General features: G+C 64.0%; 16 protein-coding genes. 10 read left to right on the top strand and 6 right to left on the bottom strand.

The window, feature by feature from the left end; genetic code table 11:
- Positions 1–15 precede the first annotated feature (15 nt).
- Complete coding sequence (gene pncB, locus ACPW75_RS21650) at positions 16–1,194, bottom strand: nicotinate phosphoribosyltransferase (RefSeq protein WP_011707868.1); 1,179 nt, start codon at positions 1,192–1,194, stop codon at positions 16–18.
- Between the two features lie 101 nt (positions 1,195–1,295).
- Positions 1,296–1,931, bottom strand: coding sequence for a nicotinamidase (locus ACPW75_RS21655; protein ID WP_077096281.1), 636 nt, complete (start codon positions 1,929–1,931; stop codon positions 1,296–1,298).
- A gap of 75 nt (positions 1,932–2,006) precedes the next feature.
- On the opposite strand from ACPW75_RS21655, the gene ACPW75_RS21660 reads away from it, so the two are divergent.
- Together ACPW75_RS21660 and ACPW75_RS21665 are read left to right on the top strand one after the other, a co-directional pair.
- The gene (locus tag ACPW75_RS21660; RefSeq protein WP_077096282.1) at positions 2,007–2,657 is read left to right on the top strand and encodes an NUDIX hydrolase; all 651 of its coding nucleotides are present in this window, start codon (positions 2,007–2,009) and stop codon (positions 2,655–2,657) included.
- Between the two features lie 100 nt (positions 2,658–2,757).
- Positions 2,758–3,243, top strand: coding sequence for a DUF523 domain-containing protein (locus tag ACPW75_RS21665; RefSeq protein WP_077096283.1), 486 nt, complete (start codon positions 2,758–2,760; stop codon positions 3,241–3,243).
- Here ACPW75_RS21665 and ACPW75_RS21670 read toward each other — a convergent pair.
- The 3 genes from ACPW75_RS21670 to ACPW75_RS21680 form a co-directional block, all read right to left on the bottom strand.
- Complete coding sequence (locus ACPW75_RS21670) at positions 3,189–4,145, bottom strand: acyltransferase (RefSeq protein ID WP_024945523.1); 957 nt, start codon at positions 4,143–4,145, stop codon at positions 3,189–3,191. The two genes, ACPW75_RS21665 and ACPW75_RS21670, sit on opposite strands and share 55 nt — an antisense overlap.
- The gene (locus ACPW75_RS21675) at positions 4,139–5,053 is read right to left on the bottom strand and encodes an acyltransferase (protein ID WP_077096285.1); all 915 of its coding nucleotides are present in this window, start codon (positions 5,051–5,053) and stop codon (positions 4,139–4,141) included. Before ACPW75_RS21675 ends, ACPW75_RS21670 begins: the two co-directional genes overlap by 7 nt.
- A gap of 120 nt (positions 5,054–5,173) precedes the next feature.
- Entirely contained in the window at positions 5,174–6,688 is a 1,515-nt protein-coding gene (locus tag ACPW75_RS21680) for a YifB family Mg chelatase-like AAA ATPase (protein WP_045525911.1), read from the bottom strand.
- A 383-nt stretch (positions 6,689–7,071) separates the two neighbouring features.
- Between ACPW75_RS21680 and ilvG the strand changes: the two genes are divergently transcribed.
- The 7 genes from ilvG (at position 7,072) to ACPW75_RS21715 (ending at position 16,063) form a co-directional block, all read left to right on the top strand.
- Complete coding sequence (gene ilvG, locus ACPW75_RS21685; RefSeq protein WP_425904360.1) at positions 7,072–8,718, top strand: acetolactate synthase 2 catalytic subunit; 1,647 nt, start codon at positions 7,072–7,074, stop codon at positions 8,716–8,718.
- Positions 8,715–8,966, top strand: coding sequence for an acetolactate synthase 2 small subunit (ilvM, locus tag ACPW75_RS21690; protein WP_005306810.1), 252 nt, complete (start codon positions 8,715–8,717; stop codon positions 8,964–8,966). Before ilvG ends, ilvM begins: the two co-directional genes overlap by 4 nt.
- Positions 8,967–8,978: 12 nt before the next feature.
- Positions 8,979–9,923: a branched-chain amino acid transaminase gene (locus ACPW75_RS21695; RefSeq protein ID WP_024945526.1), complete on the top strand. Its 945-nt coding sequence runs from the start codon at positions 8,979–8,981 to the stop codon at positions 9,921–9,923.
- A 146-nt stretch (positions 9,924–10,069) separates the two neighbouring features.
- Positions 10,070–11,911, top strand: coding sequence for a dihydroxy-acid dehydratase (gene ilvD / locus ACPW75_RS21700; RefSeq protein ID WP_077096287.1), 1,842 nt, complete (start codon positions 10,070–10,072; stop codon positions 11,909–11,911).
- 3 nt (positions 11,912–11,914) lie between these two features.
- Positions 11,915–13,435: a threonine ammonia-lyase, biosynthetic gene (gene ilvA, locus ACPW75_RS21705; protein ID WP_011707857.1), complete on the top strand. Its 1,521-nt coding sequence runs from the start codon at positions 11,915–11,917 to the stop codon at positions 13,433–13,435.
- Between the two features lie 247 nt (positions 13,436–13,682).
- Positions 13,683–14,789 carry a porin OmpA gene (gene ompA / locus ACPW75_RS21710; RefSeq protein WP_043164013.1) on the top strand — a complete coding sequence of 369 codons (1,107 nt, stop codon included), beginning with the start codon at positions 13,683–13,685 and terminating at the stop codon, positions 14,787–14,789.
- Between the two features lie 152 nt (positions 14,790–14,941).
- A complete protein-coding gene (locus tag ACPW75_RS21715) occupies positions 14,942–16,063 on the top strand; it encodes a hypothetical protein (RefSeq protein WP_179101421.1) in 1,122 nt (373 codons plus the stop codon).
- A gap of 79 nt (positions 16,064–16,142) precedes the next feature.
- On the opposite strand, the gene priA is transcribed toward ACPW75_RS21715, so the two are convergent.
- The gene (gene priA, locus ACPW75_RS21720) at positions 16,143–18,350 is read right to left on the bottom strand and encodes a primosomal protein N' (protein WP_076362181.1); all 2,208 of its coding nucleotides are present in this window, start codon (positions 18,348–18,350) and stop codon (positions 16,143–16,145) included.
- 147 nt (positions 18,351–18,497) lie between these two features.
- Here priA and rpmE point away from each other — a divergent pair, with 147 nt between their 5' ends.
- Entirely contained in the window at positions 18,498–18,713 is a 216-nt protein-coding gene (gene rpmE, locus ACPW75_RS21725; RefSeq protein ID WP_016352348.1) for a 50S ribosomal protein L31, read from the top strand.
- Positions 18,714–18,791 lie beyond the last annotated feature (78 nt).

An 18,791-nucleotide genomic window follows, 5' to 3' on the forward strand; every position in this document is an offset into this window, starting at 1 on the left:
TCAGATTGGCCGAAGTCAGACCCCGACGTGGAACGCCTGCTTGAGGTTGCGGATGAAGTCCGCATCCCGGCACAGGGTCTTGCCGGGGCTGTCGGAGATCTTGGCGACCGGGCCGCCGTTGCACTCCATCAGCTTGAAGACGATGTTCATCGGGCTGACGCCGGGCAGATCGCAGGTGAGCTTGGTGCCGATGCCGAAGCTGGTGTTGATGCGACCACGGAAGTGGCGGAACAACTCGACCGCCTTGTCGAGGTTGAGGCCATCGGAGAACACCAGCGTCTTCTCGGTGGGATCGATGCCGAGCCGCTGATAGTGGCTGATGGCCTTCTCGCCCCACACCACGGGATCGCCGGAGTCGTGGCGCAAGCCCTGGTAGCGGCTGGCCAGCTCGAAGTCGAAGTCGCGCAGGAAGGCATCCATGGTGATGCAGTCGGTGAGCGCGATGCCGAGGTGATTGGTGAACTCATCCAGCCAGCTGGTGAGGGCGGCCCGCTGGCTGTGCTCGAGCGGGAAGCCGAGCTGCTGGTGGGCCTGGAACCACTCGTGGGCCTGGGTGCCCACTGCCGGCAGGCCGTATTTCTGGGCCAGCAGGTAGTTGCTGGTGCCGCGAAACGCCGGCAGCCGCTCCTTGAGACGACCCACCACCGCATCCTGCACCGCGAGGGAGAAACGGCGCCGGGTACCGAAGTCGATGAGGTTGAATTCGTTCATCTCTTCCCGGCTCAGCTCCCGCTCCAGCTTGTCGATCTTCTGATCGAGCCGCTCCAGCGCCTGAGTGACACCGAACTGGGGATAGCGGAAGCGGTTGCGCATCTCGCTGATGATGGCGAGCACCGGGATCTCCCACAGGATCACGTCCTGCCAGGGGCCCTCGACCCGCACGTTGATGCGGCCGTCCTGCTCGAACACCTTGAGCAGGGAGGCATCCAGCGGCTTGCGGCGCAGGTGGTCGAGGTAATCGGCGGTAAAGAAGGGGCGCTCGGCCAGGAAGTTGAGCTCGGGCCTGGTCAGCCGCAGCGAGCCGGCGAGGTGCAGCTGCTCCTCGATCTGGCCCATCATGGGCAGCAGATCCTCTTCGTTGCGGCTGTGGAACTCGGCCACCACCTCGGCATCCGGATAGCGATGGAACACCGCCTGCTGCATGTGCAGCTTGTAAGCATCTGTATCGAGCAGGCTGTTGAGTATGGGTGGCATATCAGACTCCCCGCAGGCGGGTGAACGCAAGAGCGCTCCCCTGCCGCTTTTGTAGATTGCAGACGCCGGTATCGGGCAGGCTGATGAGAATGAGGGGCATATCAGGCGTCCAGCAGGCGTTGTACATCGATCAGGCTCTGGGCGAGTTCGGCGCCGGCCTCGATCATCTGGGTGTGGGCGCTGGCAACTGTCTCGGGGGCGATACCACGACAGGCATCGAGATGGACGATCACCCGGAAGCCGGCGCGGCGCAGCTGTAGCACGCTGGTCTTGACGCAGTAGTCGGTGGCAAGGCCGCCGGCCAGCACGGTAGTGACGCCGCGGGCGTGCAGAAACTCGATGAGTCCGGTGCTGCGGCGCTCGGCCAGATCGTGGAAGCAGGTGCCGTAGGGGTGCAGATCCGGCTCGACCCCCTTCCAGACGAAGAAGTCGTAATCGACCGGGGCTGGCAGGCCGTCGAGCAGTTCGAAACCGCGGGTACCCGGCACGCAGTGCACCGGCCAGGTGAGGTCGGCATTGGGCAAGTCCAGCGGCAGCAACATGCCGGCGGGATCGCTGACAGCCCAGGCGGCGTTGGCGGGATGCGAATCCTTGCTGCCGATCCGCAGGCTGGCGAGGGTGGCCTGAGCGTTGAGCGCAGCCACAATATCATCCCCGCCCGTGACGGGCAGTTCGTTCGGGCAGAGGGGGGTAAAGCCCTTCTGCGCATCAATATCCAGGCTGGCGACGGTTCCCATGGAGTGGCTCCTGCACATACTATTCGTGTGATATTATCTACCAAACATTAATCGAAGGCGAGCAGGGCGATCGGCATGTTGAGAATGAGTCTGGATATGGTGGTGCTGCGGTTGAACGAGGAGGGGCTCGAGCTGCTGCTTGAGACCCGTGATCGCCCGCCCTTTGCCCACTGCTGGCAACTGCCGGCGCTGCGCATCGACGAGACCCGGGATCGGGATCTGGACGCGGCTCGCCATCGCCTGCTGACCGAGTGGGGGCTGGGTCACTGCTACAGCGAGCAGGTCTGCACCCTCGGCAACCTGGAGCGGGATCCCCGTGGCTGGTCCACCACCCTGGTCTATCTCTGTCTGGTGGACTCCGAGGTCGAGGCCGTGCACGGCTGCTGGCACCCGCTCTGTGACCTGCCGGGGCTCAGCCTCGCCTTCGACCACACCCAGCTGATCGCCCGGGGGCTGGAGCGGCTGCGGATCAAGAGCCGCTACAGCACCTTGCCGCTGCAACTGCTGGGGGCCGAGTTCACCCTCTCCGAGGTGCAACGGGCCTTCGAGATCATCCTGCAGACGCCGATGAACACGGCGGCCTTTCGCAAGCGGATCCACCGCGCCGGCATCCTGGTGGATACCGGCCGCAAGCGTACCGGCAAGCAGCGCCCCGCCATCCTCTACCGGATGGAGAGCCCCTGCTGCGTGATGTTCGATCAGGTGATGAACGGAGCGGAAGCATGAGTGGCGCAGGCGTGCACAAGGTATTGGTGAGTGCCTGCCTGCTGGGCCCATGTTCGTTGCGCTACGATGGCCCAGGTTCTAGCCAGCGGGGGAGCAAAGCATGAGTGAGACCAGCGTGCACAAGGTGCTGGTCAGCGCCTGCTTGCTGGGTCAGCCGGTGCGCTACGACGGTCAGAGCAAGGGCATTGTCAGCGACTGGCTGCGCGAGCTGGGGGCTGAAGGGCGAGCGCTGGCGTTTTGCCCCGAGGTGGCGGGCGGTCTGCCGACCCCGCGCCTGCCTGCCGAACGGCAAGGCGAGCGGGTGGTGACCGAGGGTGGACTGGATGTGACGGCCGAGTTCGATCACGGCGCCCGGCTGGCGCTGCAACTCTGCCAGGCTCAGGGCATTCGCTTCGCCCTGCTGAAGGAGGGGAGCCCCTCCTGCGGCAGCGGCCGCATCTACAACGGCCGCTTCGAGGGTGTCTCTGTGTCGGGCGAGGGCATGACCACGGCCCTGCTGCGCTGCCACGGCATCCGGGTGTTCAGCGAGGATCAGCTGCCCGAGCTGGCCTCGGCACTCGCCTTGGCTGCCTGCGGCTCGGCCTGAGCCGCCGCATCGGCTGCCTGCCACTGCGCCAGCACGGCGTCCTTCTCCTGCCAGCGCTGGTTCAGCCACTGCTGGAAGCCGCGTTTGAACTGCTTGTCGTTGAAATAATCCCCCACCAGCTGCTCATCCACCGGCAGCTCCTCGATCCGTACCCGGATGCGCTTCATCCGTCCCATCAGGAAATCCTTGAAGGGGGTTTCGGGGTTATCCGGGTAGCTGATGGTGACGTTGATCAGGCTGTCGAACTGCTCTCCCATGGCCGCCAGGGTGAAGGCCAGCCCTGCCGCCTTGGGCGACATCAGGTGCTGGTAACGGGAGCGGGAGGCGTCGCGCTTCGCCTCGGTGAAGCGGGTCCCCTCCACGAAGTTGATGACAGTGGTGGGGATGTGGCGAAACTTCTCGCAGGCGTTGCGGGTGGTTTCGATGTCCTTGCCCCGCAGGTGCGGGTTCCTCAGCAAAAACTCCCGTGAGTAGCGACGCATAAAGGGCATGTCGAGCCCCCAGCAGGCCAGCCCCAGCAGCGGGATGTAGATGAGCTCGTGCTTCATGAAGAACTTAGGCACCGGCAGTCGGTCGCGAAACAGATGACCCAGCACCACGATATCGGTCCAGCTCATGTGGTTGCTGATGATCAGATACCAGCCATCCTTGCGCAGCCGGGTGTCGTCCTCCACCTGCCAGTCGATGCGGGTGGTGAGGCGGATCACCAGGGCGTTGCAGGCCAGCCACAGGCGCATGAAACGGTTGTTGAGGCGACTGCAGGCACGGCCAAAGGCCGGGATCGGCAGCAGCAGCTTGGCCAGTGACACCAGCAGGATCAGGCTGGCGCACAGGGCGGTAAACAGTATGGTCAGGCCGGCGCTGATGAGCAGCACCAGCGGACCCGGGAGCAGGGTTAGCATGGCGTCGTTGAGGGCGTCTTGTCCGCCAGCAGCTGGTCCAGGGTCTGGTCTTTCTCGTGCCAGATCCCGTTCAGCCACTGTTGAAACTCTTGTTGGAACTCGGGGTCATTGAAGTAATCCCCCACCAGATTGCGTTCGATCGGCAAAAAGCGGACTCGAACCTTGATCTCCTTGACCCGACCGCACATGAAGTCCCAGTAACTGGGGATGCCGTCCGGATAGGCGATGGTCACATCCACCAGCTTGTGCAGCTGATCACCCATGGCCGCCAGGGTGAAGGCGATGCCGCCAGCCCGCGGGTGCAGCAGGTGGCGATAGGGTGCTGCCTGTTTGTCGTGTTTGCGGGCGGTGAAGCGGGTGCCCTCCACGAAGTTCATCACACTCACCGGAATATGGCGGAACTTGGCACATGCCTGGCGCGTGGTCTCTATGTCTTTTCCCTTCAGATGCGGCTTCTTTTCCAGCAACTTGCGCGAATATCGCCGCATGAAGGGGAAATCCAGCGCCCACCAGGCCAGACCGAGAAAAGGTACCCAAATCAGTTCTTTCTTGAGGAAAAACTTCAGGAAGGGGATTTTTTGATTAAAAATCCGCTGCAGTACCAGTATGTCGACCCAGGATTGATGGTTGGCAATCACCATATACCACTCATTCCGGCGCCCTTTGTCCACTCCGACCACATCGAAAGGGGTTCTGATGATGGTTTTCTGGATCAGGTTGTTGAAACCGATCCAGCAGCCGGCACTGCCATCCAGCAGCGCGTTGCAGAGGGGGCGCCAGCCCTTGAAGGGCAGCAACAGCTTGAGCAGGCCCAGCGTGAGGATGGGGATAAACCAGAACAGGGTGTTGAGAAAATAGAGCAGGGTCGAGAGGCTGCCGCGCAGTCGCTCAATCAGCTTGTTGGGCATGGGTCGGGTCCGTCTTGCTGTCGATAAGGGGCCATCAAGTGGTCAGATCTGTGGCCATAATATCAGCCGATGGCCCGCGAGACCATGCAAGGGGCCATCGCGGTCGCTTCCTGCCCCGTATCAGCCGCTGCGCAGCCGCGACAGCAGCCGGTCCATGGCCCGGTAGCCGAGCGCCTCGATCAGGTGCTCCTTCTCGATGGCCTGCCGTCCTGCCAGATCGGCGATGGTGCGCGACACCCGCAGGATGCGATGCCAGGCCCGGATGCTGAGCCCCAGCTTCTGGATGGCGTTCTCCAGAAACTCGGCATCCTGCGGTGATAAGCGGCAAATTTCTTCGATTTCACGGCTATCAAGCAGGTTGTTGAGCTTGCCGTTGCGGTTCAGCATCTGCTCCCGTGCCGCCAGCACCCGTTCGCGGATCTGCTGGCTCGACTCTCCCCGCTCCGCCTTGCCGGTCAGGCTGCCCTTGGGCAGCAGTGGCACCTCCACCGTCAGGTCGAAGCGGTCGAGAAAGGGGCCGGAGAGCTTGCCGAGGTAGCGCAGGATCTGATCCGGGCTGGAGCGGGTCTGGCCATCGCCATAGTGGCCGCAAGGGCTGGGATTCATGGCGCCGACCAGCTGGAAGCGGGCGGGAAAATCCACCTGGCGGGCGGCCCGACTGATGGTGATATGGCCGGTCTCCAGCGGCTCGCGCAGGGAGTCGAGCACCTTGCGCTCGAACTCGGGCAGTTCATCCAGAAACAGCACCCCATTGTGGGCCAACGAAATTTCGCCGGGCCTTGGGTGGCTGCCACCACCCACCAGCGCCACCGCCGAGGCGCTGTGATGGGGCGTGCGATAGGGCCTGTGATGCCAGTGACCGGCGCGTGGGGTGAGGCCGCCGATGGAATGGATGGCGGCGGTCTGCTGCGCTTCCTGTTCGCTCAGCGGCGGCAAGATACCGGGCAAGCGGCTGGCCAGCATGCTCTTGCCGGTGCCGGGCGGGCCGATGAACAGCAGGTTGTGGCTGCCGGCGGCAGCGATCTCCAGCGCCCGCTTGGCCTGAGACTGGCCGATCACGTCCTGCAGGTCCGGCACATCGGGCAGGGCCTCCGTGGTCTGGGGATCCGGCAGCGGCAGCTCGTACTGGCCCGCCAGCCAGGCGGTGACGGCCAGCAGCTGATGGGCGGTGCGCACTTCGGCGTCCTGGATTAGCGAGGCTTCGGGGCCGTTCTCTCGCGGCACCAGCAGAGTGCGCCCAGCATCCCGGCAGGCGAGCACGGCGGGCAGCACCCCGAGCACGGGACGGATCTCGCCGGTCAGGGCCAGCTCACCTAAAAATTCGTGATCGAGCAGGTATTTTGCGGGTATCTGCTTGGAAGCGGCGAGAATGCCGATGGCGATGGCCAGATCGAAACGGCCCCCCTCCTTGGGCAGATCGGCGGGAGCCAGATTGACCGTGATGTGTTTGCTCGGGAACTCGAAATTGCCGTTGAGCAGGGCGCTGCGCACCCGATCCCGCGACTCCTTCACCGAGGTTTCCGGCAGGCCCACCATGTTGAAGGCGGGCAAACCGTTGGAGAGGTGCACCTCCACCGTCACTTGCGGGGCCGCGACACCTAGGCTGGCACGGCTATAAACCACAGCTAATGACATAAATCCCGTCCTTGGTTTGATGTATATGCTGGTTAACCGTTTTTTATTAGTTTTTTGTTCCAATCGACGCGTTCGGACTCAGTCAAAATCAGAGTCTTGTCAGGCAAAAAACGCTTGCCCAATAAAAAACACCGTGCTAGTTCTAATAGCCATTCGCGGTAAAAACCGCCCAATTTCACAGGATTTCCGGTTGTAACTATGAACATGGCCTCCCGTTTCGTCAGCATTATTGTGGTCCTAGTGGTGATTATTATCTCACCGCTCGGGGCTCGTTTAGCTGCACGGAACAAGGGATAGACCCACCACCGGACAGAACGAAACAAGCGACCCCCGAGCCTCACAGCTCGGGGGTTTTTTTTCGACCACAGGACAGGATTTTCCAGATGAACGGCGCGCAGTTTTTGGTACAGGCTCTCAAGCAACAGGGTGTGACTCAGGTGTTTGGTTACCCGGGCGGGGCCATCATGCCGGTCTACGATGCCCTGTATGACGGTGGCCTGGCCCACCAGCTCTGCCGCCACGAGCAGGGTGCCGCCATGGCGGCGGTGGGTTATGCCCGTGCTTCTGGTCAGGTGGGCGTCTGCATCGCCACTTCCGGCCCTGGCGCCACCAACCTGGTGACTGGCCTCGCGGAGGCGCTGCTCGATTCGGTGCCGCTGGTGGCTATCAGCGGTCAGGTGTCCTGCGCTGCCGTGGGCACTGATGCGTTTCAGGAGGTCGACGTGCTCGGCATGTCCCTCTCCTGCACCAAGCACTCCTTCATGGTGACTGACGTGGCCGATCTGCCGCAGGTCATCGTCGAAGCCTTCGCCATCGCCAGTGAAGGGCGCCCGGGCCCGGTGCTGATCGACCTGCCCAAGGATGTGCAACTGGCCAAGGTGCCAACCCAGAGCCCGCTGTTTGCGGTGGCTGAGCCCGAACATCTGAGCCAGGCCGAACTGACGGCCGCCCGCACCCTGCTGGCCACCGCCGAGCGCCCGGTGCTCTACGTCGGCGGCGGAGTGGGCATGGCCAATGCGGAGCAGCAGCTGCGTGACTTTGCCGCCGCCACCGGCATGCCGGCGGTCACCACCCTCAAAGGGATCGGTGCGCTCGACCCTGACAGCCCCGTTTATCTCGGCATGCTTGGCATGCACGGTACCAAGGCTGCCAACTATGCGGTGCAGCAGTGTGACTTGCTGCTGGTGGTGGGTGCCCGTTTCGATGATCGGGTGACCGGCAAGCTGGAGGAGTTCGCCCCCGAAGCCAAGGTGATCCATCTGGATGTGGACGCCGCCGAGTTCGGCAAGCGCCGCGCCGCCGAGGTGGGCATCACTCAGGATCTGAAACAGGTGCTGCCGCGCCTCGCCATGTCCCTTGCCATCGACCCATGGCGTGAGCACTGCGCGAACATGGCCCGCGAGTATGCCTTTCGCTACGACCATCCCGGCCAGCCCATCTATGCTCCGGCGCTGCTCAAGCAGCTCTCCGCCAGATTGCCGGAGACCAGCGTGGTGGCCTGCGACGTGGGTCAACACCAGATGTGGGTGGCCCAGCACATGCGCTTCACCAGCCCGCGCAACCACCTCTCCAGCGCCGGTCTCGGCACCATGGGCTTCGGTCTGCCGGCCGCCATCGGCGCCAAGATGTCGCGCCCGGAGGATGAAGTGGTACTGGTGAGCGGTGACGGCTCTTTCATGATGAACGTGCAGGAGCTTGGCACCATCCGCCGGGCCCAGCTCAAGGTGAAGATGGTGCTGCTGGACAACCAGCGTCTCGGTATGGTGCGCCAGTGGCAGGAGCTGTTCTTCGACGGCCGCTACAGCGAGACCATCCTCTCCGACAACCCCGATTTCATCGCCCTGGCTGCCGCCTTCGGCATCCCCGGCGAAACCATCACATGCAAGGACCAGATAGCCGGCGCCCTCGATCGCCTGCTGGCAAGCGAGAGTGCCTACCTGCTGCATGTGGCCATTTCAGAGGAAGAAAACGTCTGGCCCCTGGTTCCGCCAGGAGTCGCCAACCACCAGATGATGGAGCAACGCCCATGAGTCAGTTCAATACCTTGCAAATCCATGCCCAGCCCAGACCCGAAGTGATGGAGCGGGTGCTGCGGGTGGTTCGTCACCGCGGTTTCAACCTCTGCGCCCTCAACATGGAGCAGGATTGCCAACAACTGCGGATCACGGTTACTGTCGAGTCGGTGCGTCCCATCCAGCAGTTGTGGAGCCAGCTGGTGAAGCTGGTGGACGTTTCCCGGGTCGATGCACTGGAACAGCAACCCCGGATCAGAGCTTAAGGAGCCAAGCCAATGTCACAGCCTTCCCAATCCGCCACTCATCCCCAATACATCTGGTTCAACGGCAAACTGGTGCCCTGGCAGGACGCCCAGGTGCACGTGATGAGCCACGCCCTGCACTACGGTTCCTCGGTGTTCGAAGGGGTGCGTGCCTACGACACCCCCAAGGGCACCTGCATCTTCCGCTTGCAGGAGCACACCCGCCGCCTGTTCGACTCCGCCAAGATCTACTGGATGGACGTCCCCTACAGCGAGGCCGACGTGAATGAAGCCTGCCGCACCGTGGTGCGCGAGAACGGCCTGAAGAGCGGCTACCTGCGCCCGCTGGCCTTTGTCGGCAACGTGGGGCTGGGGCTGCATCCGCCGCTGGATGCCAAGGCCGACCTGATGGTGGCCGCCCTGCCGTGGGGCGCCTATCTGGGGGAAGAGGGGCTGAAAAACGGGGTGGATGTGTGCGTCACCTCCTGGAACCGGCTCGCACCCAACACCATTCCCACCGGCGCCAAGGCGGGCGGCAACTATCTCTCCTCCCAGCTGATCAGTCGCGAGGCCAAGCGCAACGGCTTCGCCGAGGGGCTGGCGTTGGACGTGAACGGCTACCTGAGCGAAGGGGCGGGGGAGAACCTGTTCCTGGTGAAGAACGGCGTGCTGTTTACCCCGCCCGCTACTGCCGCCATCCTGCCCGGCATCACCCGTGACACCATCATGACGCTGGCCCGCGATCTCGGTTACGAAGTGCGCGAGCAGGCGCTGCCCCGCGAGGCGCTCTATGTGGCAGACGAGATCTTCATGACCGGTACGGCGGCAGAAGTGACCCCGGTGCGTTCCGTCGATCGGATGAAGGTGGGTGCTGGCTGCCGCGGTCCGGTGACCGAGCAGCTGCAAAACGCCTTCTTCGGCCTGTTCAACGGCCAGACCGAAGACAAGTGGGGTTGGCTGACGCCCGTCAACGACTGATGAGAGAGGGGAGGCGTCATGCCTCCCCGAGTCGCTTCCGGTCAGGGCACTGCGCTGTGCCCTTACCAGGATCGATTCCCGATCCGAGAGTCACTTTTTCATTTCCAAAGATAATGAGCCCGCTGGGCATTCAGGGAGTAGAGACAATGCCGAAGTTGAGATCCGCCACCACCACCCACGGACGTAACATGGCCGGGGCCCGCGCCCTGTGGCGCGCCACCGGAATGACCGATCAGGATTTCGGCAAGCCCATCATCGCCGTGGTCAACTCCTTCACCCAGTTCGTGCCGGGCCACGTCCACCTCAAGGATCTGGGCCAGCTGGTTGCGCGCGAGATCGAAGCTGCCGGCGGGGTGGCCAAGGAGTTCAACACCATCGCCGTGGATGACGGCATCGCCATGGGCCACGGCGGCATGCTCTACTCCCTGCCATCGCGGGAGCTTATCGCCGATTCGGTGGAGTACATGGTCAACGCCCACTGCGCCGACGCCATGGTCTGCATCTCCAACTGCGACAAGATCACCCCGGGGATGCTGATGGCCGCCCTGCGCATCAACATCCCGGTGATCTTCGTCTCCGGCGGCCCGATGGAAGCGGGCAAGACCAAACTCTCCGACCAGATCATCAAGCTGGATCTGGTGGACGCCATGATCCAGGGCGCCGACCCCAAGGTCTCCGATGCCCAGAGCGAACAGGTGGAGCGCAGTGCCTGCCCCACCTGCGGCTCCTGCTCCGGCATGTTCACCGCCAACTCCATGAACTGCCTGACCGAGGCGCTGGGTCTGTCCCAGCCTGGCAACGGTTCGCTGCTGGCAACCCACAGTGACCGCGAGCAGCTGTTCAAGCTGGCGGGCCAGCGCATCGTGACCCTGGCCAAGCGTTGGTATGAGCAGGACGATGCCTCGGCACTGCCGCGCAACATCGCTACCAAGGCGGCGTTCGAGAACGCCATGGCGCTGGATATCGCCATGGGCGGCTCTACCAATACCGTGCTGCACCTGCTGGCGGCGGCCCAGGAGGCGGGTGTCGACTTCACCATGGCCGACATCGACCGCATGTCGCGCAAGGTGCCCCAGCTCTGCAAGGTGGCGCCCTCCACCCAGAAGTACCATATGGAAGATGTACACCGCGCCGGCGGCGTGGTCGCCATCTTGGGCCAGCTGGAAAAAGCAGGCCTGGTGCACGGGGATACCCGCAACGTGCTGGGAACCTCGCTGGTGGAGCTGCTGGCCGAATACGACGTCAGCCGCCAGCCCAGTCAGGAGGTGGTGGACTTCTACCGCGCCGGGCCGGCCGGGATTCGCACCACCAAGGCGTTCAGCCAGGATTGCCGCTGGCCGGAGCTGGATCTGGACAGAGCAGAAGGCTGCATCCGCTCGCTGGACAACGCCTACAGCCTGGAAGGGGGCCTGGCCGTGCTCGCTGGCAACCTGGCGCTGAACGGTGCCATCGTCAAGACCGCCGGGGTGGATGAGGAGAACCTCACCTTCCGTGGCCCGGCCCGGGTATTCGAGAGCCAGGACACGGCGGTCACCGGCATTCTGGATGGCACCGTCAAGGCCGGTGAAGTGGTGGTGATCCGCTACGAAGGCCCGAAAGGGGGCCCAGGCATGCAGGAGATGCTCTACCCCACCACTTATCTCAAGTCCATGGGGCTCGGCAAGGCGTGCGCCCTGATCACCGATGGCCGCTTCTCCGGCGGCACCTCGGGTCTCTCCATCGGCCACGTGTCGCCGGAGGCGGCCTCCGGCGGCACCATAGGTCTGGTGGAGGACGGCGACATCATCAACATCGACATCCCGGCCCGCAGCATGGTGCTGGAGGTAGCCGACAGCGTGCTGGCTGCCCGCCGCGTCGCCGTCGAGGCTCGTGGCTGGAAGCCGCTCGATCGTCAGCGTCAGGTCTCCTTTGCCCTGCGCGCCTACGCCATGTTCGCCACCAGTGCCGATAAAGGTGCGGTGCGCGATCGCACTCTGCTGGGGGAATAAACCATGGTCTCTGCGGCGGATTATCTACGCAAGGTGTTGCTCTCCCCCGTCTATGAGGCGGCGCGGGTCACCCCCCTGCAAACCCTGAAGAAACTCTCCGAGCGGCTCGGCAATCACGTCAGCCTGAAGCGGGAGGACCTGCAACCGGTCCACTCCTTCAAGCTGCGCGGTGCCTACCACAAGATTGCTACCCTGACCGAGGAGCAGAAGGCGCGCGGCGTCATCGCCGCCTCCGCCGGCAACCACGCCCAGGGGGTCGCCCTGTCGGCCGCCAAGCTCGGTATCAAGGCGATCATCGTGATGCCCAAGACCACGCCGGACATCAAGATCGACGCGGTGCGCCGTCAGGGCGGCAACGTCATGCTGTTTGGCAACAGCTTCGATGAGGCCTACGGCGAGAGCCGCCGCCTCGCCGAGTTGGAGGGCTACACCCTGATCCCGCCGTTTGACGACGTCGAGGTGATCGCCGGGCAGGGCACCATCGGCAAGGAGCTGCTGGAGCAGGATACCCACCTCACCCACGTGTTTGTGCCGGTGGGCGGTGGCGGGTTGGCCGCCGGGGTGGCGGTCTACATCAAGCAGCTGCTGCCGGATGTGAAGGTGATCGGGGTGGAGGCGGAGGGTTCCGCCTGCCTCAAAGCCGCGCTGGCGGCCGGCGAGCCGGTCAATCTGGAGCGGGTCTCGTTGTTTGCGGACGGGGTGGCGGTCAAGCGCATCGGCGAGGAGACCTTCCGCCTGTGCAACCAGTATCTGGACGAGGTGGTGACCGTCTCCAACGACCAGATCTGCGCCGCGCTCAAAGACATCTTCGACGACTGCCGCGCCATCGCCGAGCCGTCGGGGGCCCTGTCGCTGGCGGGCCTCAAGGCCTACAGCGAGCGGGAGCAAGTGAAAGGGGGACGGATGGCGGCCATTTTGTCCGGCGCCAACGTCAACTTCCACAGCCTGCGCTACGTGTCGGAGCGCTGCGAGATCGGCGAGAAGCGTGAGGGCATGCTGGCGGTGACCATCCCCGAGCGCAAGGGGGCCTTCCTCGACTTCTGTCGTCAGCTCGGGCCGCGCATGGTGACCGAGTTCAACTATCGCTATGCGGATGCCGAGCAGGCGTCGCTGTTCGTCTCGGTGCGCCTCACCGGCGGTGACGAGGAGCTGGGCCAGATCATCGATCAGCTCGGCGGCAACGGCTATCCGGTGGTCAACATGACCGAGAGCGAGTTGGCCAAGAACCACGTGCGTTACATGATTGGCGGCCGCCCGGCCCGGCCCCTCGGTGAACGCCTCTACAGCTTCAAGTTTCCGGAGCAACCGGGCGCCCTGATGCGCTTTCTGGAGACCCTCGGCTGTCGCTGGAACATCAGCCTGTTCCACTACCGCAACCACGGTGCCGACTATGGCCGGGTGCTCTGTGCGTTCGAGCTGCCTGATGAAGACGTGGCGGCCTTCCACGACTACCTGCACGAGATTGGCTACGGCTGGAAAGAGGTGAGCGACGACCCCGCCTACCGGCTGTTTCTGGCCAGCTAGGTGGGTTGCAAGCAGCAAGAGGGAGGCCATTGGCCTCCCTTTTTCATGGCGCTGGCCGGCACATCCGCGGATACCCCCTGCATGGGGCGTTTTCCTGCCGGGAATGCCGGGCGCTTCACACTCTTGAGTCCCAAGTCATTTGAGGCTGGCAACAGATGGGATAACCTGATGGACGGGGCCGGGTTTGCCCCATCAGGGAAGAGAGGCGCAAGAGCGCCCATCACGACTCATTGCAGAGGCTTTCACCATGAACAAATCGATACTTGCCGTGCTGGTCAGCGGCCTGCTCGTCAGCGGGGCCGTGCAGGCTGCCGCTCAGGACAACACCTGGTACGCCGGCGGCAAGGCCGGCTGGTCCAAGTTCTTCGACGTGGATCAGAAGCAGGTCGTCTCCGACACCCTGGGGGCGCTGCAGAACACCAGCACCAGCAAGGATACGCTCGGGCTGGGCGCCTTTGCCGGCTATCAGCTCAACCCCAACCTGGGCTTCGAATTCGGTTATGACTGGTTCGGCAAGTACACCTCGTCCGGCGAATTGAGCGGGGTGAGGGTGGAAGGGGAAGCCAAGAGCCAGATGATCCAGACCACCATGAAGATAGGGTTCCCGGTCAACGATGCGCTGGATCTCTACGGCCGGATCGGCGGCGGTTACGCCTGGACCAACAGCGAACTGTCGGCCCAGACGGCCACCGACTTCATCAAGGATACCGGCAACAAGCATGGCGCCGTGTTCGTCGGGGCGCTGGGGGCCGAATACGCCATTGACCGTGACTGGGCCGCCCGCCTCGAATACCAGTACACCACCCCGCTCGGGGATACCTCCCTCGATCGTTCCGGCATCGAGATGGACAACGGCATGCTGGCCTTCGCCATGCTCTATCGTTTCGGCCAGCAGGGCGGCGAAGTGGCGGCGCCCGCACCGGCCCCCGCTGCGGCGCCTGCTCCCGCCGTGGTGGTGGTGCCCAAGACCTTCAGCCTGAGCTCGGACGTGTTGTTCGAGTTCAACAAGGCGACCCTCAAGCCGGCTGCCAGCCAGGCGCTCGACAACCTGTTCAGCCAGATAGTGGCGGCCAATCCGAAAGACGGGGTGGCAACCGTGATCGGCCACACCGATCGCATAGGCTCCGACGCCTACAACCAGGCGCTCTCCGAGCAGCGCGCCCGCAGCGTCGCCGATTACCTGATCGCCAAGGGACTGTTTGCCGACAAGGTGCGGGTCGAGGGGCGCGGCAAGTCCTCTCCGATCACCGGCAACAACTGCAGCAGCGGCTCCAAACCGGCGCTGATCGCCTGTCTGGCACCGGATCGGCGGGTGGAAGTGCGGCTGGAAGGTGTCTCCCAACCGGCGCAATGACCACGGTGACAACATGAACGACAAGGGAGGCTCAGGCCTCCCTTTTCATTGCCGCCAGCGGGGGCGGTTATGTGCGGATGCCGATGCAGCAGCCCCCTGATATAGCCAATCGGTGTTAAGCCCCCCTCGGCAACTGGTCGATAACTGACCAGATGTATGGCGCCGAGGGCGAAGATATGCGCATCGATCACTACGACCTCCAGGGGGAGGTGCAATACCTGCAGCAACAGGCGCAGTCCCGCAAGGTGCGCCGGCTCGGCCCCGTACCGGCTGCCAGCCAGGCGCAGTCCCCTGCCACGGCGCCGGCGGACTCGACGCCCGCTGCCGGCGGCAGCCAGCTCACCTTCACCCGCAGCAGCCTGCTGACGCTGCAGATGGCCAGCCGCACTGCTGCCGGCCCGGTGCCAGCGGCCCCCGCACCGGCCCCCGCCAAGCCTGCCGAGACCGGCAAGGGCGAACAGGATGGCATTCCCAACGACGGGCTCGACAACCGCCAGCGGCTCATCAAGCTGATGATCGAGGCGATGCTGGGCCACGAGATAGAGCTGCCGGACCCGATCAAACCGGCCGACCAGAGCGCGGAGGGAGTCCCCGTGCCGACGGGTGAGGGGACCCCGTCCGCCACCGAGCCGGATCAGCTGGTGGAGGTGACCGACAGTCTGCTGCAAAAAGAGCAGCTCAACGTGGTGGCGGCGGCGAACTTGCAGACCCAGGATGGTCAGACCCTGCAGCTGGATCTCGGTTTTGTGCTGGACTGGCGCCAGCTCGACATCAGTCAGCGCCGCACCACCCTCAATGCCCTCAAGGATCCGCTGGTGCTCAGCCTGGACGGCAAGATAGCCGGCCTGACCGACGCCCGGGTCAATTTCGACATCGATCAGGATGGCAAGGCGGACAGCCTGCCCGGCCTGAGTGAAGGGAGCGGCTTCGTGGCGCTGGATCGCAACGGCAACGGCACCATAGATGACGGTGGCGAGCTGTTTGGGGCCCGCTCTGGCAACGGTTTTGGTGAGCTGGCGACCCTGGATGAGGATGGCAACGGGGTGCTGGACGAGCGGGACAGCCAGTTCTCGGCGCTGCAGTTCTGGCAGCCGGAACAGTCCCCCATCGCCCTGGTGGAGCTGGGGATCGGCGCCATCCTGCTGCATCCTCTCGATACCCCCTTCAACCATCTGGGGGAAAGCTGCAATCAGGGGGTGTTGCGCCAGTCCGGTCTCTATGTGACCGAGCAGGGCAAGGGAGGCTGGGTGCAGCAGGTCGACCTGCGGGTCTGACCCCTGCACCCGCATGGCAAACCCGGTCGCTGACGCCGCGCGCCAGCGGGCGCTTCACCATCAGCGACCAGAATCCGACTCAGTTCAGCTCGGTGGGGTCGATGTCGAGGCTCCAGCGCACCCGCTTGGTCTCGGGCCACCCCTCCAGCTCCTTCACCGCCCAATCCAGCAACTGGGCCAGTGGCGCCCGGTTTGGCCCCTGCACCAGCAACTGCATGCGGAACTTGCCCGCCTTGCGCTCCATGAAGCCGCTGATGGGCCCCAGCACCTGAACATGGGGATAGCGGGCGCTGCGCAGGGTATCGGCGAGACGGCTGAGGAACAGCTGCACCTCGTCGCGGCCGTTGGCCTCGGCCCGAAACAGCCCCTGATAGCTGAACGGTGGCAGCCCCAGCAGGCGGCGCTCTTTCAGCGCCGTGTCGGCGAAGTGGCCATAGCCGTTCTGGGTCAGATCCTGCAGCAGGGCGTGCTCCGGATGGTGGCTCTGCAGCACCACCAACCCCGGCTTGCTGGCGCGGCCGGCGCGGCCCGCCACCTGGGTGTAGAGCTGGGCCAGCTTCTCGGCGGCGCGAAAATCGGCGCTGAACAGGGCGCCATCCACATCCAGCAGCCCCACCAACGTCACATCCGGGAAGTGGTGGCCCTTGGCCAGCATCTGGGTACCGATCAGGATCTTGTACTTGCCCGCCTTGATGTCGCCGAGGTGGGTTTCCAACTCCCCCTTGCGACGGGTGTTGTCCCGATCGATGCGCACCACCGGATATTGCGGGAACACGGTGCTAAGCAGCTGCTCCAGCTGTTCGGTGCCAACGCCGGAGCCGATTAGTTCGTTGCTGCCGCACTCGGGGCAGTGGTGGGGAAGGGGTCGGACGCTGTCGCAGTGGTGGCAGTGCAGCCGCCGCCCGGCCTGGTGCCAGGTGTACCAGGCGTCACAACGCTCGCAGGCGGCGCTCCAGCCGCATTGGTGGCAAATCAGAGCCGGGGCATAGCCACGACGGTTGAGAAACAGCATCACCTGGTTGCCCGCCGCCAGATGTTCCGCCATCAGCTGCTCCAGCTGAGGGGAGAGACCGGCCTGCAGCCGCACGTTCTTGATGTCCAGGATCACCTGACGAGCAGTCTGGGCGTTACCGGCGCGGCGAGTGAGCGTGAGGTGGTGATACTTGCCGCTGCGGGCGTTGTGCAATGTCTCCAGCGACGGGGTGGCCGAGCCGAGCAGGATGGGAATGCCGGCACGATGGGCCCGCATCACCGCCAGATCCCGCGCGTGGTAGCGAAAACCGTCCTGCTGCTTGAAGGAGCCGTCGTGCTCCTCGTCGATGATGATGATGCCGAGGTTGTGAAACGGGGTGAACACCGCGGAGCGGGTGCCGATCAGGATGGCGGCACCGCCGTCGCGGCAGGCGAGCCAGGCGTCGAGCCGCTCCCGATCGTTCATGGCGGAGTTCATCGCCACCACCGGCACGTTGAAGCGGCGCCGGAAGCGGTTGATGGTCTGCGGAGTGAGGCCGATCTCGGGTACCATCACCAGTGCCTGCTTGCCTGCCTTGAGCAGGGGCTCGAGGATGCTCAGGTAAACCTCGGTCTTGCCGGAGCCGGTGATGCCGTCCAGCAGGAAGGCGCCAAACTGGTCGCTCTGGCTGGTGACGGCGGAGACCGCCAGCGCCTGTTCGCCGTTGAGGCGCAGCCCCTCACCCGGCTCGAAGCGGGCAACCCAGTCGCCGTCATGGCTCGGTTCCAGCGAACGCTTCTCCAGCAGCCCCTTCTTCTCCAGCGCGGTGAGTGCGGCGCTCTGGATCTCCTCCTGCTTGAGGGCGGAGGGGGTCTGCGGCCCCTTGCGCAGCAGGGCGAGCGCCTGCTGCTGCTTGGCCGCTCGCTTGAGCTCGTTGAGATCGACCGCCATGCCGGCCTCGGTGGCGAACCAGAACTCCAGCTCTCGATAGGCGGCGGGCTCCCCCTTGCGCACCAGCACCGGCAGGGCGTGGGGCAGCACCTCCCCCAGCGGGTGCTGGTAGTAGCTGGCGCTCCAGTTCATCAGCGCCAGAATGTCGGGCCCCAGCACGGGAGCGCCATCAAGCACGCGTTTGATCGGCTTGAGCTTGTTGCGCGGCACCTGGCTGTCGGCCGGGTGATCCACCACCAGCCCGACCAGGGTTTGCGGGCCGAACGGGATCTCGACCCGGCAGCCGGGAGCAGGCAAAGGCAGGGGGGAGAGATAGTCAAAGTGACGGCGTAACGGCACCGGCACAGCCACACGAACCAGATCCAGCGTTTGGGAAGAATTCACCAGAGATTGCCTATTTTTTCTGCGAAGCCACTTGCCTGAACTCAGGCATTTCCTATATTATTCGCAGCCTTTGAAACTGTGTTCAACAATCGTGTGGTGTCCGACAGAAGATCGGATAGCGACACGGCCTGATAATTGAGGTTGTCCATGAAAGCTGGTATCCATCCTGACTACGTAGCCATCACCGCCAAGTGCTCTTGCGGTAACGTCATCAACACCTTCTCTACCCTGGGTAAAGATCTGAACCTGGACGTGTGCTCCGAGTGCCACCCGTTCTATACCGGCAAGCAGAAAGAAGTTTCTAGCGGCGGCCGCGTAGACAAGTTCAACAAGCGTTTCGGTGCGATGACCACCAAGAAGTAATTCTACTTCTGAAGAATTCTGAAAAAGGCGCCCAATGGGCGCCTTTTTTATTGGTCGGCGTTCTGTAACGGCCCGCTT

It is taken from the genome of Aeromonas sp. FL131 (assembly GCF_049860615.1).
Taxonomy (GTDB): domain Bacteria; phylum Pseudomonadota; class Gammaproteobacteria; order Enterobacterales; family Aeromonadaceae; genus Aeromonas; species Aeromonas hydrophila.